The 20,427-nt window shown below is 35.0% G+C and carries 16 protein-coding genes; 3 read left to right on the forward strand and 13 right to left on the reverse strand.

Annotated elements, in window-relative coordinates:
- Positions 1–267 precede the first annotated feature (267 nt).
- From EZ428_RS09940 to EZ428_RS09950, 3 genes are all read left to right on the forward strand, one after another.
- Positions 268–3,804 (forward strand): chemotaxis protein CheB, encoded by a 3,537-nt coding sequence (locus EZ428_RS09940; protein WP_131552986.1) that lies wholly within the window; start codon positions 268–270, stop codon positions 3,802–3,804.
- 395 nt (positions 3,805–4,199) lie between these two features.
- Positions 4,200–5,747, forward strand: coding sequence for a glycoside hydrolase family 28 protein (locus tag EZ428_RS09945; RefSeq protein ID WP_131552987.1), 1,548 nt, complete (start codon positions 4,200–4,202; stop codon positions 5,745–5,747).
- Between the two features lie 426 nt (positions 5,748–6,173).
- Entirely contained in the window at positions 6,174–7,202 is a 1,029-nt protein-coding gene (locus tag EZ428_RS09950) for a LacI family DNA-binding transcriptional regulator (protein WP_131552988.1), read from the forward strand.
- 362 nt (positions 7,203–7,564) lie between these two features.
- Here the strand turns inward: EZ428_RS09950 and EZ428_RS09955 are convergent, their stop codons facing one another.
- The 13 genes from EZ428_RS09955 to EZ428_RS10015 all read right to left on the reverse strand — a co-directional run bounded on the left by EZ428_RS09955 (position 7,565) and on the right by EZ428_RS10015 (position 20,411).
- Positions 7,565–7,855: a DUF3817 domain-containing protein gene (locus tag EZ428_RS09955; protein ID WP_131552989.1), complete on the reverse strand. Its 291-nt coding sequence runs from the start codon at positions 7,853–7,855 to the stop codon at positions 7,565–7,567.
- A gap of 83 nt (positions 7,856–7,938) precedes the next feature.
- Entirely contained in the window at positions 7,939–9,102 is a 1,164-nt protein-coding gene (locus tag EZ428_RS09960; protein WP_131552990.1) for a threonine synthase, read from the reverse strand.
- Between the two features lie 77 nt (positions 9,103–9,179).
- Positions 9,180–10,055 carry a LysR family transcriptional regulator gene (locus EZ428_RS09965; RefSeq protein WP_262711785.1) on the reverse strand — a complete coding sequence of 292 codons (876 nt, stop codon included), beginning with the start codon at positions 10,053–10,055 and terminating at the stop codon, positions 9,180–9,182.
- Positions 10,056–10,138: 83 nt separating this feature from the next.
- Complete coding sequence (gene hscB, locus EZ428_RS09970; RefSeq protein WP_131552992.1) at positions 10,139–10,687, reverse strand: Fe-S protein assembly co-chaperone HscB; 549 nt, start codon at positions 10,685–10,687, stop codon at positions 10,139–10,141.
- 12 nt (positions 10,688–10,699) lie between these two features.
- Positions 10,700–12,082: an RIP metalloprotease RseP gene (gene rseP / locus EZ428_RS09975; protein ID WP_131552993.1), complete on the reverse strand. Its 1,383-nt coding sequence runs from the start codon at positions 12,080–12,082 to the stop codon at positions 10,700–10,702.
- A gap of 39 nt (positions 12,083–12,121) precedes the next feature.
- Entirely contained in the window at positions 12,122–13,267 is a 1,146-nt protein-coding gene (locus EZ428_RS09980; RefSeq protein WP_131552994.1) for a 1-deoxy-D-xylulose-5-phosphate reductoisomerase, read from the reverse strand.
- A 14-nt stretch (positions 13,268–13,281) separates the two neighbouring features.
- The gene (locus EZ428_RS09985; protein WP_131552995.1) at positions 13,282–14,790 is read right to left on the reverse strand and encodes a GH3 auxin-responsive promoter family protein; all 1,509 of its coding nucleotides are present in this window, start codon (positions 14,788–14,790) and stop codon (positions 13,282–13,284) included.
- Between the two features lie 115 nt (positions 14,791–14,905).
- Positions 14,906–15,781, reverse strand: coding sequence for a hypothetical protein (locus EZ428_RS09990; protein ID WP_131552996.1), 876 nt, complete (start codon positions 15,779–15,781; stop codon positions 14,906–14,908).
- Positions 15,778–16,746 (reverse strand): glycosyltransferase, encoded by a 969-nt coding sequence (locus tag EZ428_RS09995; RefSeq protein WP_131552997.1) that lies wholly within the window; start codon positions 16,744–16,746, stop codon positions 15,778–15,780. Before EZ428_RS09995 ends, EZ428_RS09990 begins: the two co-directional genes overlap by 4 nt.
- A gap of 76 nt (positions 16,747–16,822) precedes the next feature.
- Positions 16,823–17,773 (reverse strand): glycosyltransferase family 2 protein, encoded by a 951-nt coding sequence (locus tag EZ428_RS10000; RefSeq protein WP_131552998.1) that lies wholly within the window; start codon positions 17,771–17,773, stop codon positions 16,823–16,825.
- Positions 17,774–17,912: 139 nt separating this feature from the next.
- On the reverse strand, positions 17,913–18,464 hold the full coding sequence (locus tag EZ428_RS10005; RefSeq protein WP_131552999.1) for a DUF4199 domain-containing protein: 552 nt from the start codon (positions 18,462–18,464) through the stop codon (positions 17,913–17,915).
- 17 nt (positions 18,465–18,481) lie between these two features.
- Positions 18,482–19,156 carry a hypothetical protein gene (locus tag EZ428_RS10010; RefSeq protein WP_131553000.1) on the reverse strand — a complete coding sequence of 225 codons (675 nt, stop codon included), beginning with the start codon at positions 19,154–19,156 and terminating at the stop codon, positions 18,482–18,484.
- Complete coding sequence (locus EZ428_RS10015; protein ID WP_131553001.1) at positions 19,146–20,411, reverse strand: dihydroorotase; 1,266 nt, start codon at positions 20,409–20,411, stop codon at positions 19,146–19,148. The genes EZ428_RS10010 and EZ428_RS10015 overlap by 11 nt, the downstream gene beginning before the upstream one ends.
- Positions 20,412–20,427 lie beyond the last annotated feature (16 nt).

Here is a 20,427-nt window from a genome sequence, read left to right on the forward strand (position 1 = left end):
TTTCACTTAAATAAATAGGATATTTAGTACGCTGGTTGCAACCACAAATGATTTTTTATTCTTTCCAGAGGATGTACCGCCGTACTCCTTTTAGCTCTTTTACCAAACAAACATAGTTGGGTTATTATGACTACCTTTATAAAACACCTATGACCTGAAAAGCCAATGTGGATGATCTAGTCTTAAGATATATTACGCCGTACTTGCTTATATTTTTCTTCCAAAGCGTTTTATTTTTGATTGAATCTTACCCTCTACTATAAATCTATGTCAACAATAAAACCACACCATGTCATTGCAATTGGTGCCTCTGCAGGTGGTATGGAAGAGATTAATTCTTTTTTTGACCATACACCTTTAGATGGGGTTTCCTATGTTATTGTTCAACATCTATCTGCCGATTTTAAAAGCAGGATGGTCGAATTGCTTGCAAGGCACAGTAAACTTGTTGTTAAACAAGCTGAAGACGGCATGAATGTTCAATGTAACCAGGTGTATCTTATCCCAAGTGATAAGTTTATGACCATACAGAACAATAAGTTATATTTAACGGATAAGGAAAAAATTAAAAGCCCTCATTTAACGATCGATACCTTCTTTAATTCACTTGCAAAAGATTATGGTAAAAAGGCAATAGGTATTGTTCTATCTGGCCTGGGTTCTGATGGAACAGAAGGTATTAAGGCAATTAAAAAGGCAGGCGGTATGGTAATGGTCCGTGACCCTGAAACTTCGGAGTTTGGCAGCATGCCCTCCCATGCCATCGCTACCGGCTTGGTAGATTTTGTAATGGAACCTATAGCCATGCCCGATGCGATAGAAAATTACGTTAAAAACGAAGAGAATTTAACGGTTGACCAGGGAGACGATGAAGAGAACCTCGCGGCAATTGTGGAACTGATCAAAGAAAGCTCGCCACTTGATTTTACAGATTATAAATTACCTACGATATTAAGAAGGACTAAAAGAAGGGCCTCCTACGGAAATTTTACAACGTTGGGGAATTATCTTGATTTTCTGAAAACTACCCCAAAAGAAGTTGAGGCACTTACCAAAGAATTTCTGATCAGTGTTACTTCATTTTTCAGAGATGAAGAAGCGTTTGATATTATAAAAGACAAAGTATTACCCGACATTCTAGAAAATTTAACCATAAATGAAGAGTTGAAAGTATGGGTGGCTGGTTGTGCAACAGGTGAGGAAGCTTATTCTGTAGCAATATTAATAGCAGAGCAGTTAACAGGTAGATTAGCAGATACTGTAGTGAAGATTTTTGCAACTGATATTGATGGTCCTGCATTAGCCCTAGCGGGCAAAGGAGTTTATAACAAGAGTATTTCAAAAAACATATCTCCTTATTTGCTTGGAAAGTATTTCTTAAAAGAAGGACACAATTACCGGATAAAACCTGTCCTACGCAAAATGCTGATCTTTGCCCAGCATGACCTAGTTAAAAACCCGCCCTATTGCAATATGCATTTGATCAGTTGCCGTAACCTATTGATCTACATGGCGCCGGTTTTGCAAAAGAAAATATTTACCATGATGCTCTTCGGGCTCAAAAAGAATGGCTACTTGTTTTTAGGCTCCAGCGAAAATCCGATGCCGATAATAAAAAACCTGGAGGCAATACATAAAAAATGGAAGATTTATAAAAACCTGGAAACAAAACGAGCTGTAAGCTTTGACGCATTCTCAATGCCTGAATTTTTGGATGCCAAAACTAAACCCTCCCGATTTTTACAAGAAAATATATCTAAAACCGTAAACCACACATTTGCCGAGGCAATGCATGAAAGCCTTGCAAAAAAAATAGATTATTTTGCAGTTTGTATTGATGAAAATAATCAGGTTATAAAATCTTATGGAGATACAACAAAGTATTTACTTCATAAACATTTCAGTTCAAATCTTCCAGAGCTCTTACCAAAGTCACTTGCAGTTGCTTTTAACACTTTGAGCAAAAAAGCTTTAAAAAGGAATGAACAGGTTACCCTAAACGGGATAAAAATCAGACAGGGTGGATTTATAATTAAGGTAAGCCTTTCTGTAAGCCCTTTTATGTTAAAAGGCGAAGAGAACTTATTACTAGTAATATTTAGTGAAGATAAATTAGATAATTCCCTGCAAAGCGATGTCGTATTTGATGAAAAAATATATCTGGATCAATATGTGGTTAACTTGGAAGAGGAGTTAAAGGAACTCAAAGATAAGCTTCATATTGCTAATGAAAAACTGGATGCCTCTAATGAGAACCTCCAATCCTTTAATGAAGAGCTGATCTCTGCCAATGAAGAAATGCAAAGTACCAACGAGGAAATGCAATCTGTAAACGAAGAACTTCATACCATAAATTCAGATTATCAGCTAAAAAACAAAGAGCTGCTCGAAATCAATGACGACCTGAATAACTATTTCAGGAGTAACATCAATGGGCAACTATTTATTGATAATGAAATGCGGTTAATGAAATTTTCCCCAGGCACCACTAAGCAGATCAACTTATTGGAAACTGATATTGGAAGGCCACTTAGCAATATTTCTACCAATATCAAATTTGAAACTATTATTGATGATATTAAAAAAGTACTGCATGATGGAAGCGTAATCACAAAAGAGATTGAAACTAACAATGGTAAATGGTACCAGATCATGACGATGCCTTATGTGCAGCAGTCAGAGCATAGAAATACAGGTGCCATTATTACCTTCAATGACATCACAGAATTAAAAAAAATACAGCAAGAACTTAACGTAAGCAATAAAATGCTTGGTATTGCTATCGATTCTGCAGAAATGGGAATGTGGTCTATAGACCTCAAAACACGTGAGTTTGTTCCTTCTCAACGGTATAAGCAAATATTTGGTTTTTATCCAGATGAACAGATGACCTACGAGGCATCTATAGCACAAATCGACAAGGAATATCAAACTTTAGTAATAGATGCCGTTGAATCTAATATCACCAATGGAGTGAAATGTGATGTGGAATACCCATTAATGGGTTTTCACGATGAAAAACTACGCTGGGTAAGAAGTGTTGGTGACCTCTCTTATGACAACGAAAATAAGCCAGGTTATTTTACAGGAGTTCTGCTTGATGTTACCGTACACAAACAGGATGAGCTTCGGAAGAACGATTTTATAGCTATGGTGAGCCATGAGCTTCGCACACCCTTGACATTACTTCAAGCCCATGTCCAGATGCTGACATCTAGGGCAAAAAAAGCAAATGATGAATTAAATATCATCAGCCTTGATAAGGCAAATATCCAAGTAAAGAAAATGAATGCATTGATTAACGGCTTTCTTAATGTATCAAGCTTTGAGGCAGGCAAAATTTATTTGAATCCGCAGATTTTTCAGATTGATGCCTTACTAGATGAAATAGTAGAAGAAATGGTATTGATAACCACAAGCCATAACATTGTGTTGCGACACCGTTCAGCACTAACCGTTAAGGCAGACCGGGATAAGATTGGACAGGTGATCAATAACTTTTTGAGCAATGCAATAAAGTATTCTCCAAAAGGCGGAAATATTGAGGTGTCCTGTAAAGAATTAAATGGCATAGCACAGGTAAGTATAAAGGATGAAGGTGCGGGAATAAAGCTAGAAGACCAAAAAAACCTGTTTGATCGATATTATAGAATAGAAACTGCGCATACTCAAACCATTTCAGGTTTTGGTCTTGGTCTTTATCTGTCTGCTGAAATCATTCAGCGTCATGATGGGAAGGTATGGGTTGATAGTGAAATGGGCAAGGGTTCAACATTTTACTTTAGTTTGCCCCTTACTAATTAATCGTTGTATAACATTAACCAAATCTTCAAGAAACAAATTCTATTCAATACGACCGAGCGTACATAACTTGTTTTAATCATTGCACCCATTTATTAAATAGCTTGTTGTAAAAAACTGCTCTTTCTAAAGACATTACAAGAAACTAAAATAGAATTAACCATTTCGGCTATTTGATCAAAATTTTCACCTTTAAATCTTGGATTATAAGCTCAATAAGCTGTAAATAACTCTCTAAATGTTGAAAGTATTCTTGTTGAACGATACTTTGGAAGCTTTAGATTTCTCCAAGGCTTTTTTGTTTTAACAACAGCACAACACAGGACAGTTAATTCCTCAAACCAACTATATTTGCTTAGGTAACACATCAAAATTACCCACTAACCAATTATATCCTAATGGCCAAGTTCAACACTGTTCGCATAGTCCATCTTTTCATATTATTGACCATTGCTTTTTGCTCCATCCAGTTATCTGCTGCAACTGCTTATAAATTTAATTTACTAATAGCTCCAGGAACAGTTTCTGAAAATGAGGTAACACTTTTATGGGATAAACAATATGCTGCGGTTAATCCAGCTTATGTAATTTCATTAAATGATAAAGTAGTTGGCAATACTACTAAAACCAATTATACAGCAAGTAATTTAACACCTAATACTTGGTACACTGCTAAAATTAGTATACAGTCAGTAAAAGACAAGAAGTTAAACACCTTAAGTACCGTTCGTTTTAAAACAAGGGCAAAAGGTAAGATCTATAATGTATTGGATTATGGAGCAAAGGCAGATAGTACGCTCAATACTAAAGCCATTCAATCGGCAATTGATGCTTGCACTCCAGGTGGAACAGTTTACATTCCAAAGGGAACATTTATTTCTGGCGCCTTACATTTAAAAAGCAACATGACACTTTATATTGAAGAAGGTGGTGTTCTAAAAGGTTCTACCAAAGTAGATGATTATCTGCCAATGATTTTAAACCGTTTTGAAGGTTGGGAAATGAAAACCTATGCCAGTTTATTAAATGCTGGAACACTTAATCGTAATGGGACTTATAATGTAAAAAACTTACGCATTAATGGAAAAGGAACCATTAGCGGTGGCGGTAAAAAACTAGGTGATGCAATGACAAAAGCGAGTGGAATTCGTAGCAGGGGACGTTTAATTTGTTTAATGAATAGTGAAAATGTAAGCTTATCAAACTTAAGCATAACAGAACCACCTTGTTGGACAATTCATTATATCTACAGCAATAACATTACTTGTAATAACTTAAAAATTACTACAGTTAACATTCGTAATGGCGATGGAATTGACCCTGATTCTTCTACCAACTCTTACATTTTCAATTGCACTTTTGATACTGGCGATGATTGTATTGCAATTAAATCTGGCAAAAACCCTGAAGGTTTTTTTGTAGCCAAGCCAACCAGAAATGTTCGCATTACAGATTGCGATTTTAAAAGAGGTCATGGTATCTCTATTGGCAGCGAAATGTCTGGTGGTGTAAGTGATGTTTTGGTACAGGATTGCAAAGCAGGAAAACTACTTTATGGCATGCAGATTAAAGGCACCAAAGACAGAGGTGGCTACGTAAGAAATGTTACCGTTGCAGATTGTCAGTTGCTTCAAATCACCATATTCTCTGCTGTTAATTATAACAACGATGGTGAAGCTGCACCACAAATACCAACATTTGAGAATTTTGTATTTAAGAATATAGATTTATCATTGGCTCCATTAGAAAAACCAGCAATTGATATTAATGGCTTTAAAGATCCTGCCCATCTTCTAAGAAATGTAAGTTTCACGAATATTGTTGTAGCAGAAAATGCAAAGGTTAAAGTAAACGATGCGCAAAAAATAAACTTTACAAATGTGAAATCTGCAGCAGGGAATAGGCCCGTATATGTGTTAAATAACACGAGTGAGGTAGTTTATTAATTGTGCTTTAAGCGCAAGTTTCTGCTTTCTTTAAGGTCTCTCCAGCTTTTCATTATAAACCCAATATAGAATTGGGTGGTACCATTTCAACCAGGACTATCTAATAGCAGAAGTGCAAGTAAACCGTACATGATAGCGCAGAACTTTGGTCTTAAACCTGAGTATAACGATAGCTATTGAGCTGAAAGCGAAAAGACTAAAGTAGAAAGAGCAAGACAGGCTTTATCCATTGCATTGTAATTGTTCCAACGGAACTCCTTCGGAGCTTTCCAAAAAATATATTTTCAATTCCAAGTGGTAGCTGGACCACCAACCACGGAAAGAAAACACAATCATTTAAGATATAAGACGCTGAAAATTGGATAACTATTAAAATGTAATTACCTTAACCACAATTTAATTACCTCCAGTTCCCTTTAAATTAAAATGACTAAGAAAACGACGATAAAAGATATAGCAAATGAATTAAACCTATCAATTACAACTGTTTCATTTGTAATTAATGGACTGGCCGACGAAAAAAACATCAGCAAGATAACAGCAAAAAAAATTCTTGATTTCGTTAAAAAAATAGGTTACCAACCCAATGCCTTTGCTAAAGGTTTAAGAACGGGTAAGTCAAAAATCATAGCTTTTCTTGCAGATAATATTTCTCAACCATTTTATGCTCAGGTTGCCAATTATATAGAGCAAATAGCTGCCAATAACGATTACAAAATCATTTGCAGTAGCACATCCGATGATATTAAGAAAACGAAAGAGCTGATAGATAGCTTTAATGAAAGACATATTGATGGATTTATCATTGCACCTTCGTTAAATCTTAAATCTATTATTGCAAATTTGGTATCAGGAAAAGTACCAGTTGTACTTTTTGATAGTTATTTTACTGCTATAGATTGCGACCATGTGATAACCGACAATTATAACAGTACTTATAACGGTACTACACACTTGCTAAATAATGGCAAAAAGAATATCGGTTTCATTACCATAAAAACAACAGAAATTCAGATGGAACATAGGTTAAGCGGCTATCTTAAAGCTATGGAAGACGCCAAATTACAACCTCTAACATTAGAAATAGACTACAGTACTACTGAGTATAGCATTAGTCAAATTACCGAATTTATTACTGCGCATAAAAACCTTGATGCTGTATTTTTTGCTGCAAATTATCTTTGCTTAGATGGGTTGAGGGCTTTTAAAATAAAACCTTCAATAAGCAAAAACCTATCTATGTTATGTTTCGATGATTTTGATGTGTTATCATTCTCCAGCCCAACTATTTCTGCAATTGCACAATCGCCAGAAAAAATAGCGGATGAAATTATTAGAACATTGCTTTTTAGGCTTAAGGAAAAATCAGCTAAGGTTAAGCCTATACATACCATAATTCCAACCGAACTGCATATCAGAGAATCGACATTAACAAACCCTACCAACTTAATCTAATCTTTTTATTTCCTAGGGTTTGAGTAGTCTATCAGAAATAAGTAATTATTAATTTTTGCAGCGCAATAACACTGTTATCGTTTAAGTATCTTCCTGTCACAAATGGACTTCGGAGCTTTTACGCTATATCCCGATAAAAATCGGGATGCCGTTTCAATCATGGCTATTTAACAACAGAAGTCCAGGTAAAACCATACATAGCCGCAGAGAAACACTGTTCCTAAACCTGATTGCAGCGATAGCTCTTGGGCGGAAAGCAGGACTAGGCTTTGTTTATTACAGTGCAATCGCTTTTCAAAAACACTTCACAAAGTGAACAACTGAAAGTATAGGTAAGTGTATCAGCCGACAGAAAAAATAATTTATTTAGATCTTTCGTCTTTCAACTTTTTATCCACAATAAAAGGAGCGAAAGGCAATAAGGAAGCTATAAAAATTAAGACTGCTTTACCAAATTTCCATTTTTGTTCTTGCCAAGCCATAATTAAACAAGCTGCATATAATAAAAACAATAATCCATGTGCCCAACCAGTATACTTTACAGCTAATGGCATATCTGCTAAATATTTCAGTGGCATTGCAACCAATAATAACAGTAGATATGAAATACCTTCGGCAACGGCTACTTTTCTAAAAAGGTTTAAAGAAGTCATAAAATGGATTTGAACAAAAGTAAAAAAAGCTTGCTCGTTACAGACCTATACTTTTAATTTTTACATTTCACTTACTACTTGCTTTAAAACTCAAAGCTGTCTAGGTATTTATAACAAGAACCCGTGTTTAATAAAAGGATTTTTTCGTCTCGTCTTACCTCTCCGTTTTTTAACAGTTGCTTTAATGCAGCCAATAATGCAGCTCCTTCTGGAGCTACTAACATCCCTTCTAGGGCAGCAATTTCTTTAACACTCGTTACAATCTCTTTTTCTGAAACAGAGATTGCTAAACCTTTAGACTGTTTCAAAACGTCTAACATCATTTTTTCTGCAAAAGGATGTGGCACGGCAAGGCCATTTGCTATAGTTGGGGAACCTTGATAACCTGATGAATTTAATTGTAGCCCATTAAAGGTATCTACTAATGGTTTACAATTGTCGGCCTGTACCGCTATCATTTTAGTTTGAACATCTTTAATCCATCCCATGCTTTGCATTTCTTTAAAAGCTTTCCAAATGCCTATTAGTCCGGTACCTCCTCCAGCTGGGTAAAGAATAACATCTGGCAATTTCCAATCTAGTTGTTCTGCAATCTCATAACCTAAAGTTTTTTTACCCTCAAGTCGATAAGGTTCTTTCATTGTAGAAATATCGAAGTAACCATTATCTTTTTTAAGTTCGGCGACTACTTTTGCGCAGTCATTAATTAACCCATCAACCAAAATGAGTTCTGCTCCAAAAGCCTTACATTCTTTTTTAAATGCTTCTGGTGTATGCCTAGGCATTACTACAATAGATTTTATTGCTGCTTTTGCACAATAAGCGCTTAATGCACCGCCCGCATTACCAGCCGTAGGTACAATGCAAGCATCAACATTTAACTCCTTAGCCTTTGAAATGGCCATACTTAGACCTCTAGCCTTAAAAGACCCTGTAGGGTTAAATGATTCGTCTTTGATTATTAGTTCGTTTAACTCTAATCTTTCTGCTAGTCTTGAAAGATGAAGTATTGGTGTCCAACCTTCACCTAAAGTAATACGGTTATTTTCATCCAGCAATGGAAGAAAGTTTCCATAGCGCCACATAGACCTCACATTTGATAGGATGCTATTTTTAGCAGTAGAAGGAGTTAAATCAAAATGAACTGTTATTGGTGATTTCCCACACTGGGTGCAGAAACTATTTAATTGATTTTTATCATACATGTAATTGCATGAATAACATCTTAACTCGTAATTAATGGGCATAGCTTTATTATTTCTGTTATCGTTTTAACAAAACTAGTGCGATAAAAACTTTAAAGCCAATACTGTTTTTGAATAACCTATAACAAAAAGTTATAATGATTTTTAGCGAATTTGATGAATGCTTTGCTAATGCCACTATTTTCTTCACCAATTCTCTGAATAAAATAAAAGTGTCTATTAATGATTAAATCTTCTATTTCTAATTGTACGAGTTCTCCTCTTTCTAGTTCTTTTGCTACGGCTTTTAATGGTAAAAAACCTAGGCTATCATCAGCCAAAATGAAATTTTTTAAAGCTTCCGTACCACCTAGTCGCATACAAATATTTAAATCGGCAATTTTTACTCCATGTGCTGATAGTGCATGGCTTACAGCAATGAGTGTTCCGGATCCTCTTTCTCTAAGCGAGATTGGTATATTTTTGAGCTCGGCGATTGTGTAGTTATTTTTTGCAGTTAAATAGCTAGTAGCCGAACAAACTGGAATTACCTTTTCAGTTAAGAAATACTGGCTATTCACATCTGCCATTTTATCCTTACCTTCAATTATGGCTAAATCGATTTCATGATCGATTAATGCTTGCATCACATTCTCTGAGTTGCGATTTACCAAACTAATTTTAATTGCTATATTTTTTTTGCGGAATGCAGATAACACTGCGGGAATAACGTATAATGCAATTGTTGTACTGGCACCAAGCTTAAGTTCTCCATTTAACATTTGTTTATTGTGAATGCTACCTATTTCGAACTCAATTTGTTTACTAAGCTCAGTTGCCCTCAATAAATGTTGCTGTAGTAAAATGCCTGCCTCGCTAAGTAACACTGCCCCTTTTTTACGTTCAAACAGCGGGGTTTTATAATGTTCTTCTAGGTTACGGATATGCTTGCTAATTGCTGGCTGGCTAATAAACAATATCTCGCTGGCCTTAGTGAAACTAAGGTGTTTTGCCACTTCAATAAAAACAAGGTGATTAAAAGACAGCATATATTACATTTCCTGTTACCTAGAAATTAAAACACTGCTTAAAATGTCTATTAACCATTTGTTGCAAATTTATTAAGGCTGTCTCTAATTCGCAACAGGTATTTATTTCGATAATAGATATCTTTTATCGCTTTTAGGACATTTTCTTGTTCAGCGGCACCACTATTATCAAATGAAGATGCTAAAGCTGTCAGCTCCTTATTTAAAGCATCTTCTATTTCTGCTGTCTGATTTTTTAATTCGGCCAGTTTTTCGGGATCAGTACCAAACTCTAATTCCATTAAAGCTTCGTTAACATCCATCATTTCCATTAAGAAACTTTGTGGTAGAGCATAGTTTTCACCTTCAACTAATTGATCTTTAAGCTCAAGAATATAATGTAACCTTTTTTGTGGGTCTTTTAAAACCTGAAACGCTTTGTTGTTAACTGTAGAAAGCTCTAAAACCTCATCTTGTTTCTCCTGACCTTCATTGATATAAAAATCTGGGTGAAACTGCTTGCTCAACTGGTAAAACTTTTGCTTTACCAATTTTTGGTCTGGATTAAAACTTACTGGCAGCTCATAAAGCTCGAAATAATTTAAGGGTTCATTAGCCATTGGTTCATTAGTTTATTTGCCTAACAACTTCAGAATATCATTACCAAAGGCAAATACCATTAAACTCAATAGGATAACAAAACCAACAACTTGTGCCCTTTCCATAAATTTATCGCTTAATGGTCTTCTAATGATCATTTCGATAATTAAAAATACGACGTGACCTCCATCTAAAGCTGGAATTGGCAATAAATTCATAAAGGCAAGCGCCATAGAAATTAATCCTGTTAAGCGCCAGAAGTTTTCCCATTCAAATTCAGAGCCATAAACTTGTGCAATACCAATTGGGCTGCTAATGTTACGGGCACTTACTTTACCGGTAATCATTTTCCAAATTCCTTTACCATTATCGGCAAAAGTTGTCCACGCTTTTGTGGTACCAACTGAGAAAGATTCTAAGAAGCCATAACTAACGTGTGTTTCATGTAATGCTTTAATCCCAAATACAACCCCTAAAGTTCCATCTGCTGCAACTTTAGGTTTAAGGTCTAAGGCTTTACCATTACGCCAAACTGTTAAAGTAATTACCTTACCAGCAGACTTCTCAGCTGCAGCAACTATTTCATCTCTAAAACGAACTGGAGTTCCATTAACAGCTAACACGCTATCTCCAGCTTTAACACCTGCATCAAATGCTGGCGCTACACTTTTAGCTGGCTGTACTCCTCTAATCTTTTTCCAAAAAGAAACCTTTTCTGGTGTATGATCTGCAACGCTTTTGATTTTTTTAGTTTCCATCCTTGGCGCCACAAATTCTTGAATGCCATATTCGCTAATGCTATTTAACACCGTTTCAGGAACTTTTAAATCTACTGCCTGGCCATTACGAGAAACAGTTAATTTTGGACTTCCCAGCAAAACCTTCGAGCTAATTAATTCATTAAAACGAACAACTTTGTTTCCGTTAATTGCTAAAATTCTATCACCAGTTTGAATGCCTATTTCCTTACCAATTATCCCAGGAGAAACACCATTTACTAATTTATCGTTAGTGATATAGTCTTCACCATATTTAAATGTTAAAATCCAGAAAATGAAAATACCTACCAAAACATTAACGATGATACCTCCTAACATTACGATTAAACGTTGCCAAGCTGGTTTAGAGCGAAACTCCCAAGGTTCTGCAGGTAACGCCATCTGTTCGGTATCCATAGATTCGTCTATCATACCAGAGATTTTTACATAGCCACCTAAAGGCAACCACCCCACTCCATATTCAGTTTCGCCAACTTTAAAGCTAAAAAGCTTAAAGCCCCAAGCATCAAAAAAAAGATAGAATTTTTCAACTTTTATTCCGAAGGCACGTGCCGCTAAAAAATGTCCTAATTCGTGTAAAATTACTAGTATCGATAATCCCAGCAAAAGCTGGCCCGCCATAATCAGTCCGTTCATGTAGTGTTTTTATGTTAAGTCTTTTAGATATTTTAAATTTTATTTTGTTACGAGTTGACTTGCAAATATACGTGTCTCCTTGTCTGTTTCTAAATAATTTTGGAGCGTAGGCAGACTAACGAAAGTCATTTTTTGCATACATTCCTCAATCACATCACTCATTTGTAAAAAGCCAATTTTATCCTTCAAAAATGCATCTACTACAATTTCGTTAGCTGCATTGATGATACAAGGCATATTACCACCTTTTTTCATTGCCGTAAAGGCAAGCTCAAGGTTACGAAAATTTTCTGTATCTGCCTGTAAAAATGTGAATTCTGGATGGTTTAAAAAGTTAAATCTTTCGAAATTACTGCTAACCCTTTGAGGATAAGCCAATGCATAATGAATTGGTAATTTCATATCTGGCAAACCCATTTGCGCTTTAATGGAGCCATCTGTAAATTGCACCATCGAATGAATAATTGATTGTGGGTGAACTACCACTTCAATTTGTTCAGCTTCTAAACCGAACAACCATTTTGCTTCAATAGCTTCTAAACCTTTATTCATTAACGAAGCAGAGTCGATGGTAATCTTTGCCCCCATCACCCAGTTGGGATGTTTTAGTGCCTGTTCTTTTTGTACAGTTGCTAAGAAGGATAAGTCTTTCCCTCTAAATGGCCCGCCAGATGCGGTTAAAAAAATCTTTTCAATTGGATTATTTTCTTCGCCTACCAAACATTGAAAAATTGCTGAATGCTCTGAATCTACTGGAATTATTTTTACACCATTTTCTTTAGCCAATTGCATCACTAATTCTCCTGCAACCACTAAAGTTTCTTTATTGGCAAGGCCGATGTCTTTTTTGGCTTCAATAGCAGCGATGGTAGGTTTTAATCCTACAGAACCCATAATTGCTGTTAATACAAACTGAGTTTGAGGCAATTGAACCGCAGCAATTAACGCTTCTTCGCCACAAAGAACCTCTACATTTGGCAACGCATTTTTAACTTTTGTATAATGGTCTTCACAAGTGATGACCACCATTTTAGGATTAAATTCTAAAGCTTGCTGTATTAACAAATCAGCATTATTTTGCGCTGTTAAAACATCAATCATATATAAACTTGGATTGGCCCGAACTACTTCCAAAGCTTGTGTTCCAATAGAACCTGTTGAACCTAGTATTGATATGTTTTTCAAGAGATGTTGTAATGTTAAAACGTTGTAATGTTGTAATGTTGCAGTGAGTCCGCTATCTTCCTGTCATTACTTAATCTAGGCACTTTATTTTGCCCACCTAATTTCCCTTCTGACCGCATATAATCTACAAAAGCATCTTTCTTTAACGAACGGATAATCAGCTTTTGCAAAATCTTTCCTTCGATTAAATCAAAGTAGTAAATATTTTTCTTTTGCAACGCTAAATCTACTTTTTCGCTAAACGCTTTTAAATCTTTTGGTTCACTGGCAAATTCTACAAACCATTCATGAAAAGGTAATTCGCCCGCTGGTGGATTAACTTGTGGGGCAACAGTAAACTCTGTAATCTCTACTCCTTCTTCATTAGCAACTAACAAAATCGCTTGTTCCACTTCTTCGCCAATAACGTGTTCTCCAAAAGCAGAAATGAAATGCTTAATCCTTCCTGTTACTAAAATTTTATAAGGATTTTTTGAAACGAACTTAATGGTATCGCCAATGCTATATCCCCACAAACCAGCAGTCGTATTCAAAATTAATGCATAATTGGTATCTAATTCTACGTCTGCTAAACTTAACCTTGTTGGTTTATCATTATAATATTCATCAGCAGGGATAAATTCATAAAATATTCCGGCTTTTGCCAAAAGCAATAAACTTTTATCTTTTTGAGAATCTTGATAGGCAATAAAACCTTCAGAAGCTGGATAGGTTTCAATGGTATCTATTGTTTTACCAATGCTTGCTTCAATCTTTGCACGATAGGGTTCGTAATTTACACCGCCATAAACAAACAAGCTAAAATTCTTGAAGATATCCTTTATCTTTTTACCATTAGATTTTTCGCTTAACTTATCGAAATACATTTGAACCCAAGGTGGAATACCCGAAATCAATGTCATATCTTCTGTTATCGTCTCTCCTACTATGGCATCAACCTTTTCTTCCCAATCTTCAATACAGTTAGTTTCATAAGATGGCAATCTGTTTTTTTGCAAATAAGCTGGCACTAAATGAGCCACAATACCAGATAAACGACCAACATTAATTCCGTTCTTTTTAGTTAAAATCGGGCTTCCTTGTAAGAAAATCATTTTACCATTCACAAAGTCGGTCTTACCCGTTTCATGTATGTAAGTTAATAATGCATTACGAGCAGCTTTGATATGCTGAGGCATAGATTCTTTAGAAATCGGAATATATTTCACACCAGATGTGGTACCTGAAGTTTTAGCAAAAAATTGAGGTTTACCTTTCCAAAGCACATCTTTTTCACCTGCTACAACCCTATCAATGTAAGGCCTTAAAGCTTCATAATCCCTAATTGGAACATTAGCTTTAAAAGCTTCGTAATTTTTGATGTTAGAAAAATGATGGTCCTTACCGAAAGCTGTATATGACGCAGATTTAATTAAAGAATGAAAAACATCATCTTGTGCTTTTATCGCATCCTTTTTCCACTTGTTAATTTTTTTAACCACCCACGCAGCAAATGGCTTACTTAGTGCCGCTTTTAATCCCATAAAGCCCAAACCCCTAAAGGGGCTTCTCCTTTCTAGCGTTAATATTTAGTTGTTTCATTATTCTACACATAGTATTTGGCGATTACATAAAAGTCCCCTTTAGGGGATTTAGGGGTTAAACGATATTATGAATAATGTCTGGATGTTCATCCCCCTTATATTCACTCATAATTTTACGATATGCCACTGTAAAAAATGCAGTGGTAAATGGTACAATTACAAACGAACTAAATACCACAACAATTAAAGAAACATATTGATTGATATCATAATCAAAAAAGTAATTAACCAATCTAAAACCTGTTAAAACTACTACATAGAAAAAGCCAAATACCACAGCTTGCACCAACACCAAGCCAGCCAAAATGAATAACAGCTTAATAAAGTTACCTTTTGTAGTCGCCAAACTTAGCTTGATAGATTCAAATGGTGTGCTCTTTTTATCAATAATGAAAAATGGGAAGAATACAATCCTGATGAAAGTGAAAAAGATACTTAAAACAGCAATACCAACAGCAATATTTACAATTACCTTTCCTGCATAAGTGAAATTATCTATCACACCTTGATCAACTGCAAATTTTAAAATCAAGTCTAAAATGTAAAGAATAGGCATTAACAATATGCCCACTAAAAATATACTGATACCAAAATAAACCGTTCCAACCAAAAACCTAGCAATTTCTGAACGTGTAGGTAAGGTTTCGATTATCTTTATCTCTTCAGTTTCGTGGTCTAATAAATGGAATATGTATTTAATTAGACAAAGTTCCACCACACAATAACTTAAAATAAACATCAACAACATTATTATCCTAATTCCAATATTAAGCTCTCCCATAAAAAAAGCCATAAAGGTTGATGTTGATGCGGTAATGAATATTAAAAAGCAGAGCGTTGCGATAGAAAAGTAATTATCACGGGTTACCTTCCATGCTTGCATAATTACATCTTTAACTGCAAAAGTGCTTTCCTTTAAATAGTCTATCATGATTGTTTAAATATTATTCTTTTAAAAAAATCTTGTATAAAACCTAAGCCATAGGCGAAGAGTTGTATAAATGATGCAACAACACTCAAAAATGCAATTTTTATTGATTTATTAACTTGCCAAGCGTGAAAAAATATCAACAAAAAGAAAAGCAAGAAAAGAAAATTACAAATATATGCCAATGGTGGATAAAATACATTTAACAAAAGCATAACACCCAAACCAACAGTGAATGCAGCTGGGAAGAAGTGAACTAATTTTAACTCTGATGGGAAATGTTTGTAAATATTAATGCGAGCCCTTCCAAAAAAATGCAGCTGTTTATAAAATTGAGCAAAACTTGTTCGCCTTTTATGATAAACCTTTGCAGCTGGAATTAATCCGATTTTAAATCCATTTTCGTGAATACGGATACTATATTCGATGTCTTCTCCTAAACGTGTTAAAATAAAACCACCAACCTTTTCATAAACTTCCCTAGACACACCCATGTTAAAACTACGTGGATGAAATTGACCAATGTGTTTTTTATTACCTCTAATCCCCCCTGTTGTAAAAGGAGAAGTCATAGCATAGCTAATTGCTTTTTGAACTGGGGTAAAAGTTGTATGTGCTGCATCTGGGCCTCCATAAGCATCAAGCTGATGTTCGAAAAGATTAGCCGAAACTATTTCTAAATAATCTTCAGGGATTAAACAATCAGAATCAAAAATAATGAAATAATCGCCCTTTGCACGTTCGAAACCAAAATTACGAGCAAAGCCTTGTCCGGCATTTGGCTTAACAAAATACTTGATGTCTAGCCTATCTGTATAAGACGCAACAATATCGGCAGCATCATTTACAGAACCATCTTCAATAACCAACACTTCAAACTGCATGTAAGTTTGTTGGGTTAAAGTTTCTAAAAGCTCATCAATTTCTTGTGGGCGATTATAAAGAGGAATGATGATGGAGAAAAACATAGTAGAGATGTAAAATGTAAAATGGCAAATGGCAAATGGACCGTTATATCTTCCATCATACCTCTTCCATTTTACATCAAATTATTTCCTTTTCTATTAAATACCGATTTCTTTCTGTTGCATTACGGCCAACCAATTCAGCAATAAATCCTGCTAAGAACATTTGTGAACCTACAACAATAGCAACCAAAGCCAAATAAAATAAAGGTTGGTCTGTTGAGTCCCTGTAAGGCAAGCTATTCCAAATCAGGATTTTCTTTTCTATCATAATGTATAATGCCATTATAATACCTACCACAAAGCTCAGTACGCCTAAAGAACCAAAAAAGTGCATCGGACGTTTGCCAAATTTACCTACAAAAAAGATGGAAAGTAAATCTAGAAAGCCATTGATAAACCTACTCATACCAAATTTGGTAGTGCCGTATTTTCTAGCCCTATGCTCTACAACTTGCTCTCCTATTTTGGTGAAACCTGCCCATTTAGCAATTACCGGAATATAACGGTGCATTTCTCCATAAACTTCTATGGTTTTAACTACATCACTCCTGTATGCTTTTAAACCGCAGTTAAAATCGTTTAATTGAATACCGCTCATTTTACGAGTTGCTGCATTAAATAATTTAGTGGGGATTGTTTTGGTTATTGGGTCGTAGCGTTTCTTTTTCCACCCAGAAATGATATCGTAATTTTCTTCTTTAATGCGACGATATAATTCTGGAATTTCATCCGGACTATCTTGTAAATCGGCATCCATGGTAATAATTACATCGCCTTGCGTAACTTCAAAAGCTACGTTTAAAGCTGCAGATTTACCATAATTTCTTCTAAACTTAATGGCTTTAACACCTGCAAAAGTTTCTTTTAATTGTGTAATTACTGACCAAGATTTATCGGTACTACCATCGTCAACAAGAACAATTTCGTAAGAAAAATTATGCTCATTCATTACCTTATCTATCCAAGTAACTAACTCGGGTAGCGATTCATCTTCATTATATAGTGGTACTACAACTGATATATCCATTTATTGAGTATCGAGTATTTAGTATCAAGTATCAAGACTTATGCCTTAAAACAAAAATACGCTTAAAAAACAACGTGCAAATTTCATCAAATTATATGACAAAACCTGCACGTTGAAAAATTTATGTTAAACCTAAATATTAAGCCTCATTAAAATGCGCTGGGCGTTCTTTCTTTAATATTGCAGCAGAAATTAAACTTATCACTAATCCAGCAAGAGTGAATACAATAGCCGAGCTAAAAGGAACAAAGTATCCCATGTATTTACCCATCATTTCTATACCTTTAATTTGTTGTTCATTTCCATTTGCTTTTGCTATTGCGGTATCCATCATTTGTGTAATGGCTGATGGGTCGATAAATTGATAATAAATTATCAAAAGTATCATCATAAATAAACCTGAATAAGCAGCAACTTTGAAACCTGTAGAGAATGCTCTTCCATAGGTTATAAAACCACCTAGATCTTTTTTATGTTTATTTTGAGCATAAAAAATCGCAAAAATAAAAGCTCCCCATGTTAAAATTGATGAAACCACAATTTGATAAATTGGAACATCAATTCCCTGAGGGTCAATTTTTAACATTCTCATCACAATAGTGAGAATCAATACATAAATTGCAAAGCTGATACCAACCTGAAATGCTAACGCATTAGGTTTTTTTTCTTCTTGTAAAATTTGTTGTTCCATTTTTGTTTGTTTTAGGTTTATCTATTTTTATTAAAGTTAGTGATTAAAGCATAAACTGCAACATCAAAACTTTTGTTATTACTGTACTCAATCAATTCTTGTTGTGTTTCTTCGCTCGTTTTCGGTTGCAAGAAGAAAGTCATGAATGGTACAAAAAGCTCTTCCATTTCTTCACTCATTTCTATGATATCTGCATTGCTACAAATATCCGCTACACTGCTTTCGGCTAATTGTTGATTACTAATTAAATCTTCATAGATGTGAAATTCATCTTGAAACTCATCTTCTTCAACTAATAAAAACTCTTTCAAAAAGTCTTCTAAACCTGGTTTAATCTGCTCATCATGACATTCATTAATATACAATAACAAGTTCAATAACTCAGTACCGCGTTCAATGGTTTCATCCTCAATTTTTTCCCATTCTTTCGATTCTAAATAATCTTCTTCTAGTTTATTTACATCGCTGGTAAAAAAATTAATCATTAGCAAATCGAAGAATACCTCCCTCAATTCATCAAATTTTGGATATTCATCAAAAACCTCATCAAACTCAGCAACCTTCTCCAAAAAGTTCATGTCTTTACCAAAAACCTCAACCAATCTTTGCTCAACGGCAATTGAATCTATACTATTAACTGCTGCATATTGGTCTAATGCCGCAACCAGCGCCTGTTCTACACTACTGTTCATATTTTTGAAATTGATTGTTGTTATACACTAATTCAACTTTTCCTGTTAATGTTTTGCCCATTAAAGGCGAGTTGCTAGATTTTGAAGCATTATTTGTAGCATTATACTCCCATTTTTTAGTAGGATTATAGATTACAAAGTTAGCAACCTCTCCTTTTTTGATTTTTGGAATTGTTAAATTTAATATCGACCTCGGATTAATTGAAAGTTTTTCTGCTATTAAATTAGAATCTAAACCTGCTTGTAAAAGTAAAGGGAGAACAGTTTGTAGGGCGATGATGCCATAAGCTGCAATTTCAAATTCTACATCTTTAAATTCTATTTCGTGTGGACGATGCTGTGAAGAAACCGCATCAATCGTACCATCTTTTAAACCCGCCAATAATGCTTTTTGGTCACTCTTACCACGTAATGGTGGTTTAACTTTATAATTGCTATCAAAATCGTTTAACAAATCTTCTGTAAACACCAATTGATGCGCTGCAACATCACAAGTTATTTTAACGCCATCCTTTTTTGCTTTTTTAATTAAAGCAACTGAACCTAGTGTAGAGATATTGCTGATGTGGATTGGTGCGTTATGATAAGTTGCTAAAAATATATCTCTAGAAACCTGCATTTCTTCGGCCAATGCCGGAACACCTTTCATTCCAAGTAGCACATTATTCTTGCTCTCGTTTACTTGTGCCTTACCAGCGATAGATTTATTTTCTGGATAAAGCATTAACAAACCATCAAAACCTAAACTATATTGCAATGCCCTACTTACAAAACCGTCATCGCTAATAGCCTTACTTCCATCAGAAAAAGCAACAGCACCCGCATTTTTCATGTCAAAAAGTTCGGCTAATTCTTTTCCTTCTAAATCATGGCTAATTGCACCTATTGGAAAAACATCTACTAAGTTATTTTTTGCTCTGTTAAGGATGTATTCTACTTCGCCTTTAGATTGAACAACTGGCTTTGTGTTTGGTAAAACTGCCAATCCAGTAAATCCTCCGGCTTTTGCTGCTGCGGTACCAGTTTGAATATCTTCTTTTGTTTCCAGACCTGGGTCGCCTATCATGCAGTTTAAATCGAAAAAACCAGGTGAAAGCACAGCGCCATTTGATTCGAAAATTGCCTCGTTTTTTAAAGGCAATAAGTTTTTCTCAATAGCTGAGATTTTTCCTTGTTCAACTCTCACATCAGCAGTTTGTTGATTAAACTCGCTGTTAGGATCGGCAATTGTAATTCCCTTGATTAAGAGGTTCATGAATTTGTATGTTTAT

The sequence above is a fragment of the Pedobacter frigiditerrae genome, from assembly GCF_004331645.1.
Lineage (GTDB): Bacteria > Bacteroidota > Bacteroidia > Sphingobacteriales > Sphingobacteriaceae > Pedobacter > Pedobacter frigiditerrae.

Coding starts and splice junctions, on each gene's coding strand:
- EZ428_RS09940 (WP_131552986.1), top strand. CDS start 268: ATGTCAACAATAAAACCACACCATGTCATTGCAATTGGTGCCTCTGCA.
- EZ428_RS09945 (WP_131552987.1), top strand. CDS start 4,200: ATGGCCAAGTTCAACACTGTTCGCATAGTCCATCTTTTCATATTATTG.
- EZ428_RS09950 (WP_131552988.1), top strand. CDS start 6,174: ATGACTAAGAAAACGACGATAAAAGATATAGCAAATGAATTAAACCTA.
- EZ428_RS09955 (WP_131552989.1), bottom strand. CDS start 7,855: ATGACTTCTTTAAACCTTTTTAGAAAAGTAGCCGTTGCCGAAGGTATT.
- EZ428_RS09960 (WP_131552990.1), bottom strand. CDS start 9,102: ATGCCCATTAATTACGAGTTAAGATGTTATTCATGCAATTACATGTAT.
- hscB (WP_131552992.1), bottom strand. CDS start 10,687: ATGGCTAATGAACCCTTAAATTATTTCGAGCTTTATGAGCTGCCAGTA.
- rseP (WP_131552993.1), bottom strand. CDS start 12,082: ATGAACGGACTGATTATGGCGGGCCAGCTTTTGCTGGGATTATCGATA.
- EZ428_RS09985 (WP_131552995.1), bottom strand. CDS start 14,790: ATGGGATTAAAAGCGGCACTAAGTAAGCCATTTGCTGCGTGGGTGGTT.
- EZ428_RS09990 (WP_131552996.1), bottom strand. CDS start 15,781: ATGATAGACTATTTAAAGGAAAGCACTTTTGCAGTTAAAGATGTAATT.
- EZ428_RS09995 (WP_131552997.1), bottom strand. CDS start 16,746: ATGTTTTTCTCCATCATCATTCCTCTTTATAATCGCCCACAAGAAATT.
- EZ428_RS10000 (WP_131552998.1), bottom strand. CDS start 17,773: ATGGATATATCAGTTGTAGTACCACTATATAATGAAGATGAATCGCTA.
- EZ428_RS10005 (WP_131552999.1), bottom strand. CDS start 18,464: ATGGAACAACAAATTTTACAAGAAGAAAAAAAACCTAATGCGTTAGCA.
- EZ428_RS10010 (WP_131553000.1), bottom strand. CDS start 19,156: ATGAACAGTAGTGTAGAACAGGCGCTGGTTGCGGCATTAGACCAATAT.
- EZ428_RS10015 (WP_131553001.1), bottom strand. CDS start 20,411: ATGAACCTCTTAATCAAGGGAATTACAATTGCCGATCCTAACAGCGAG.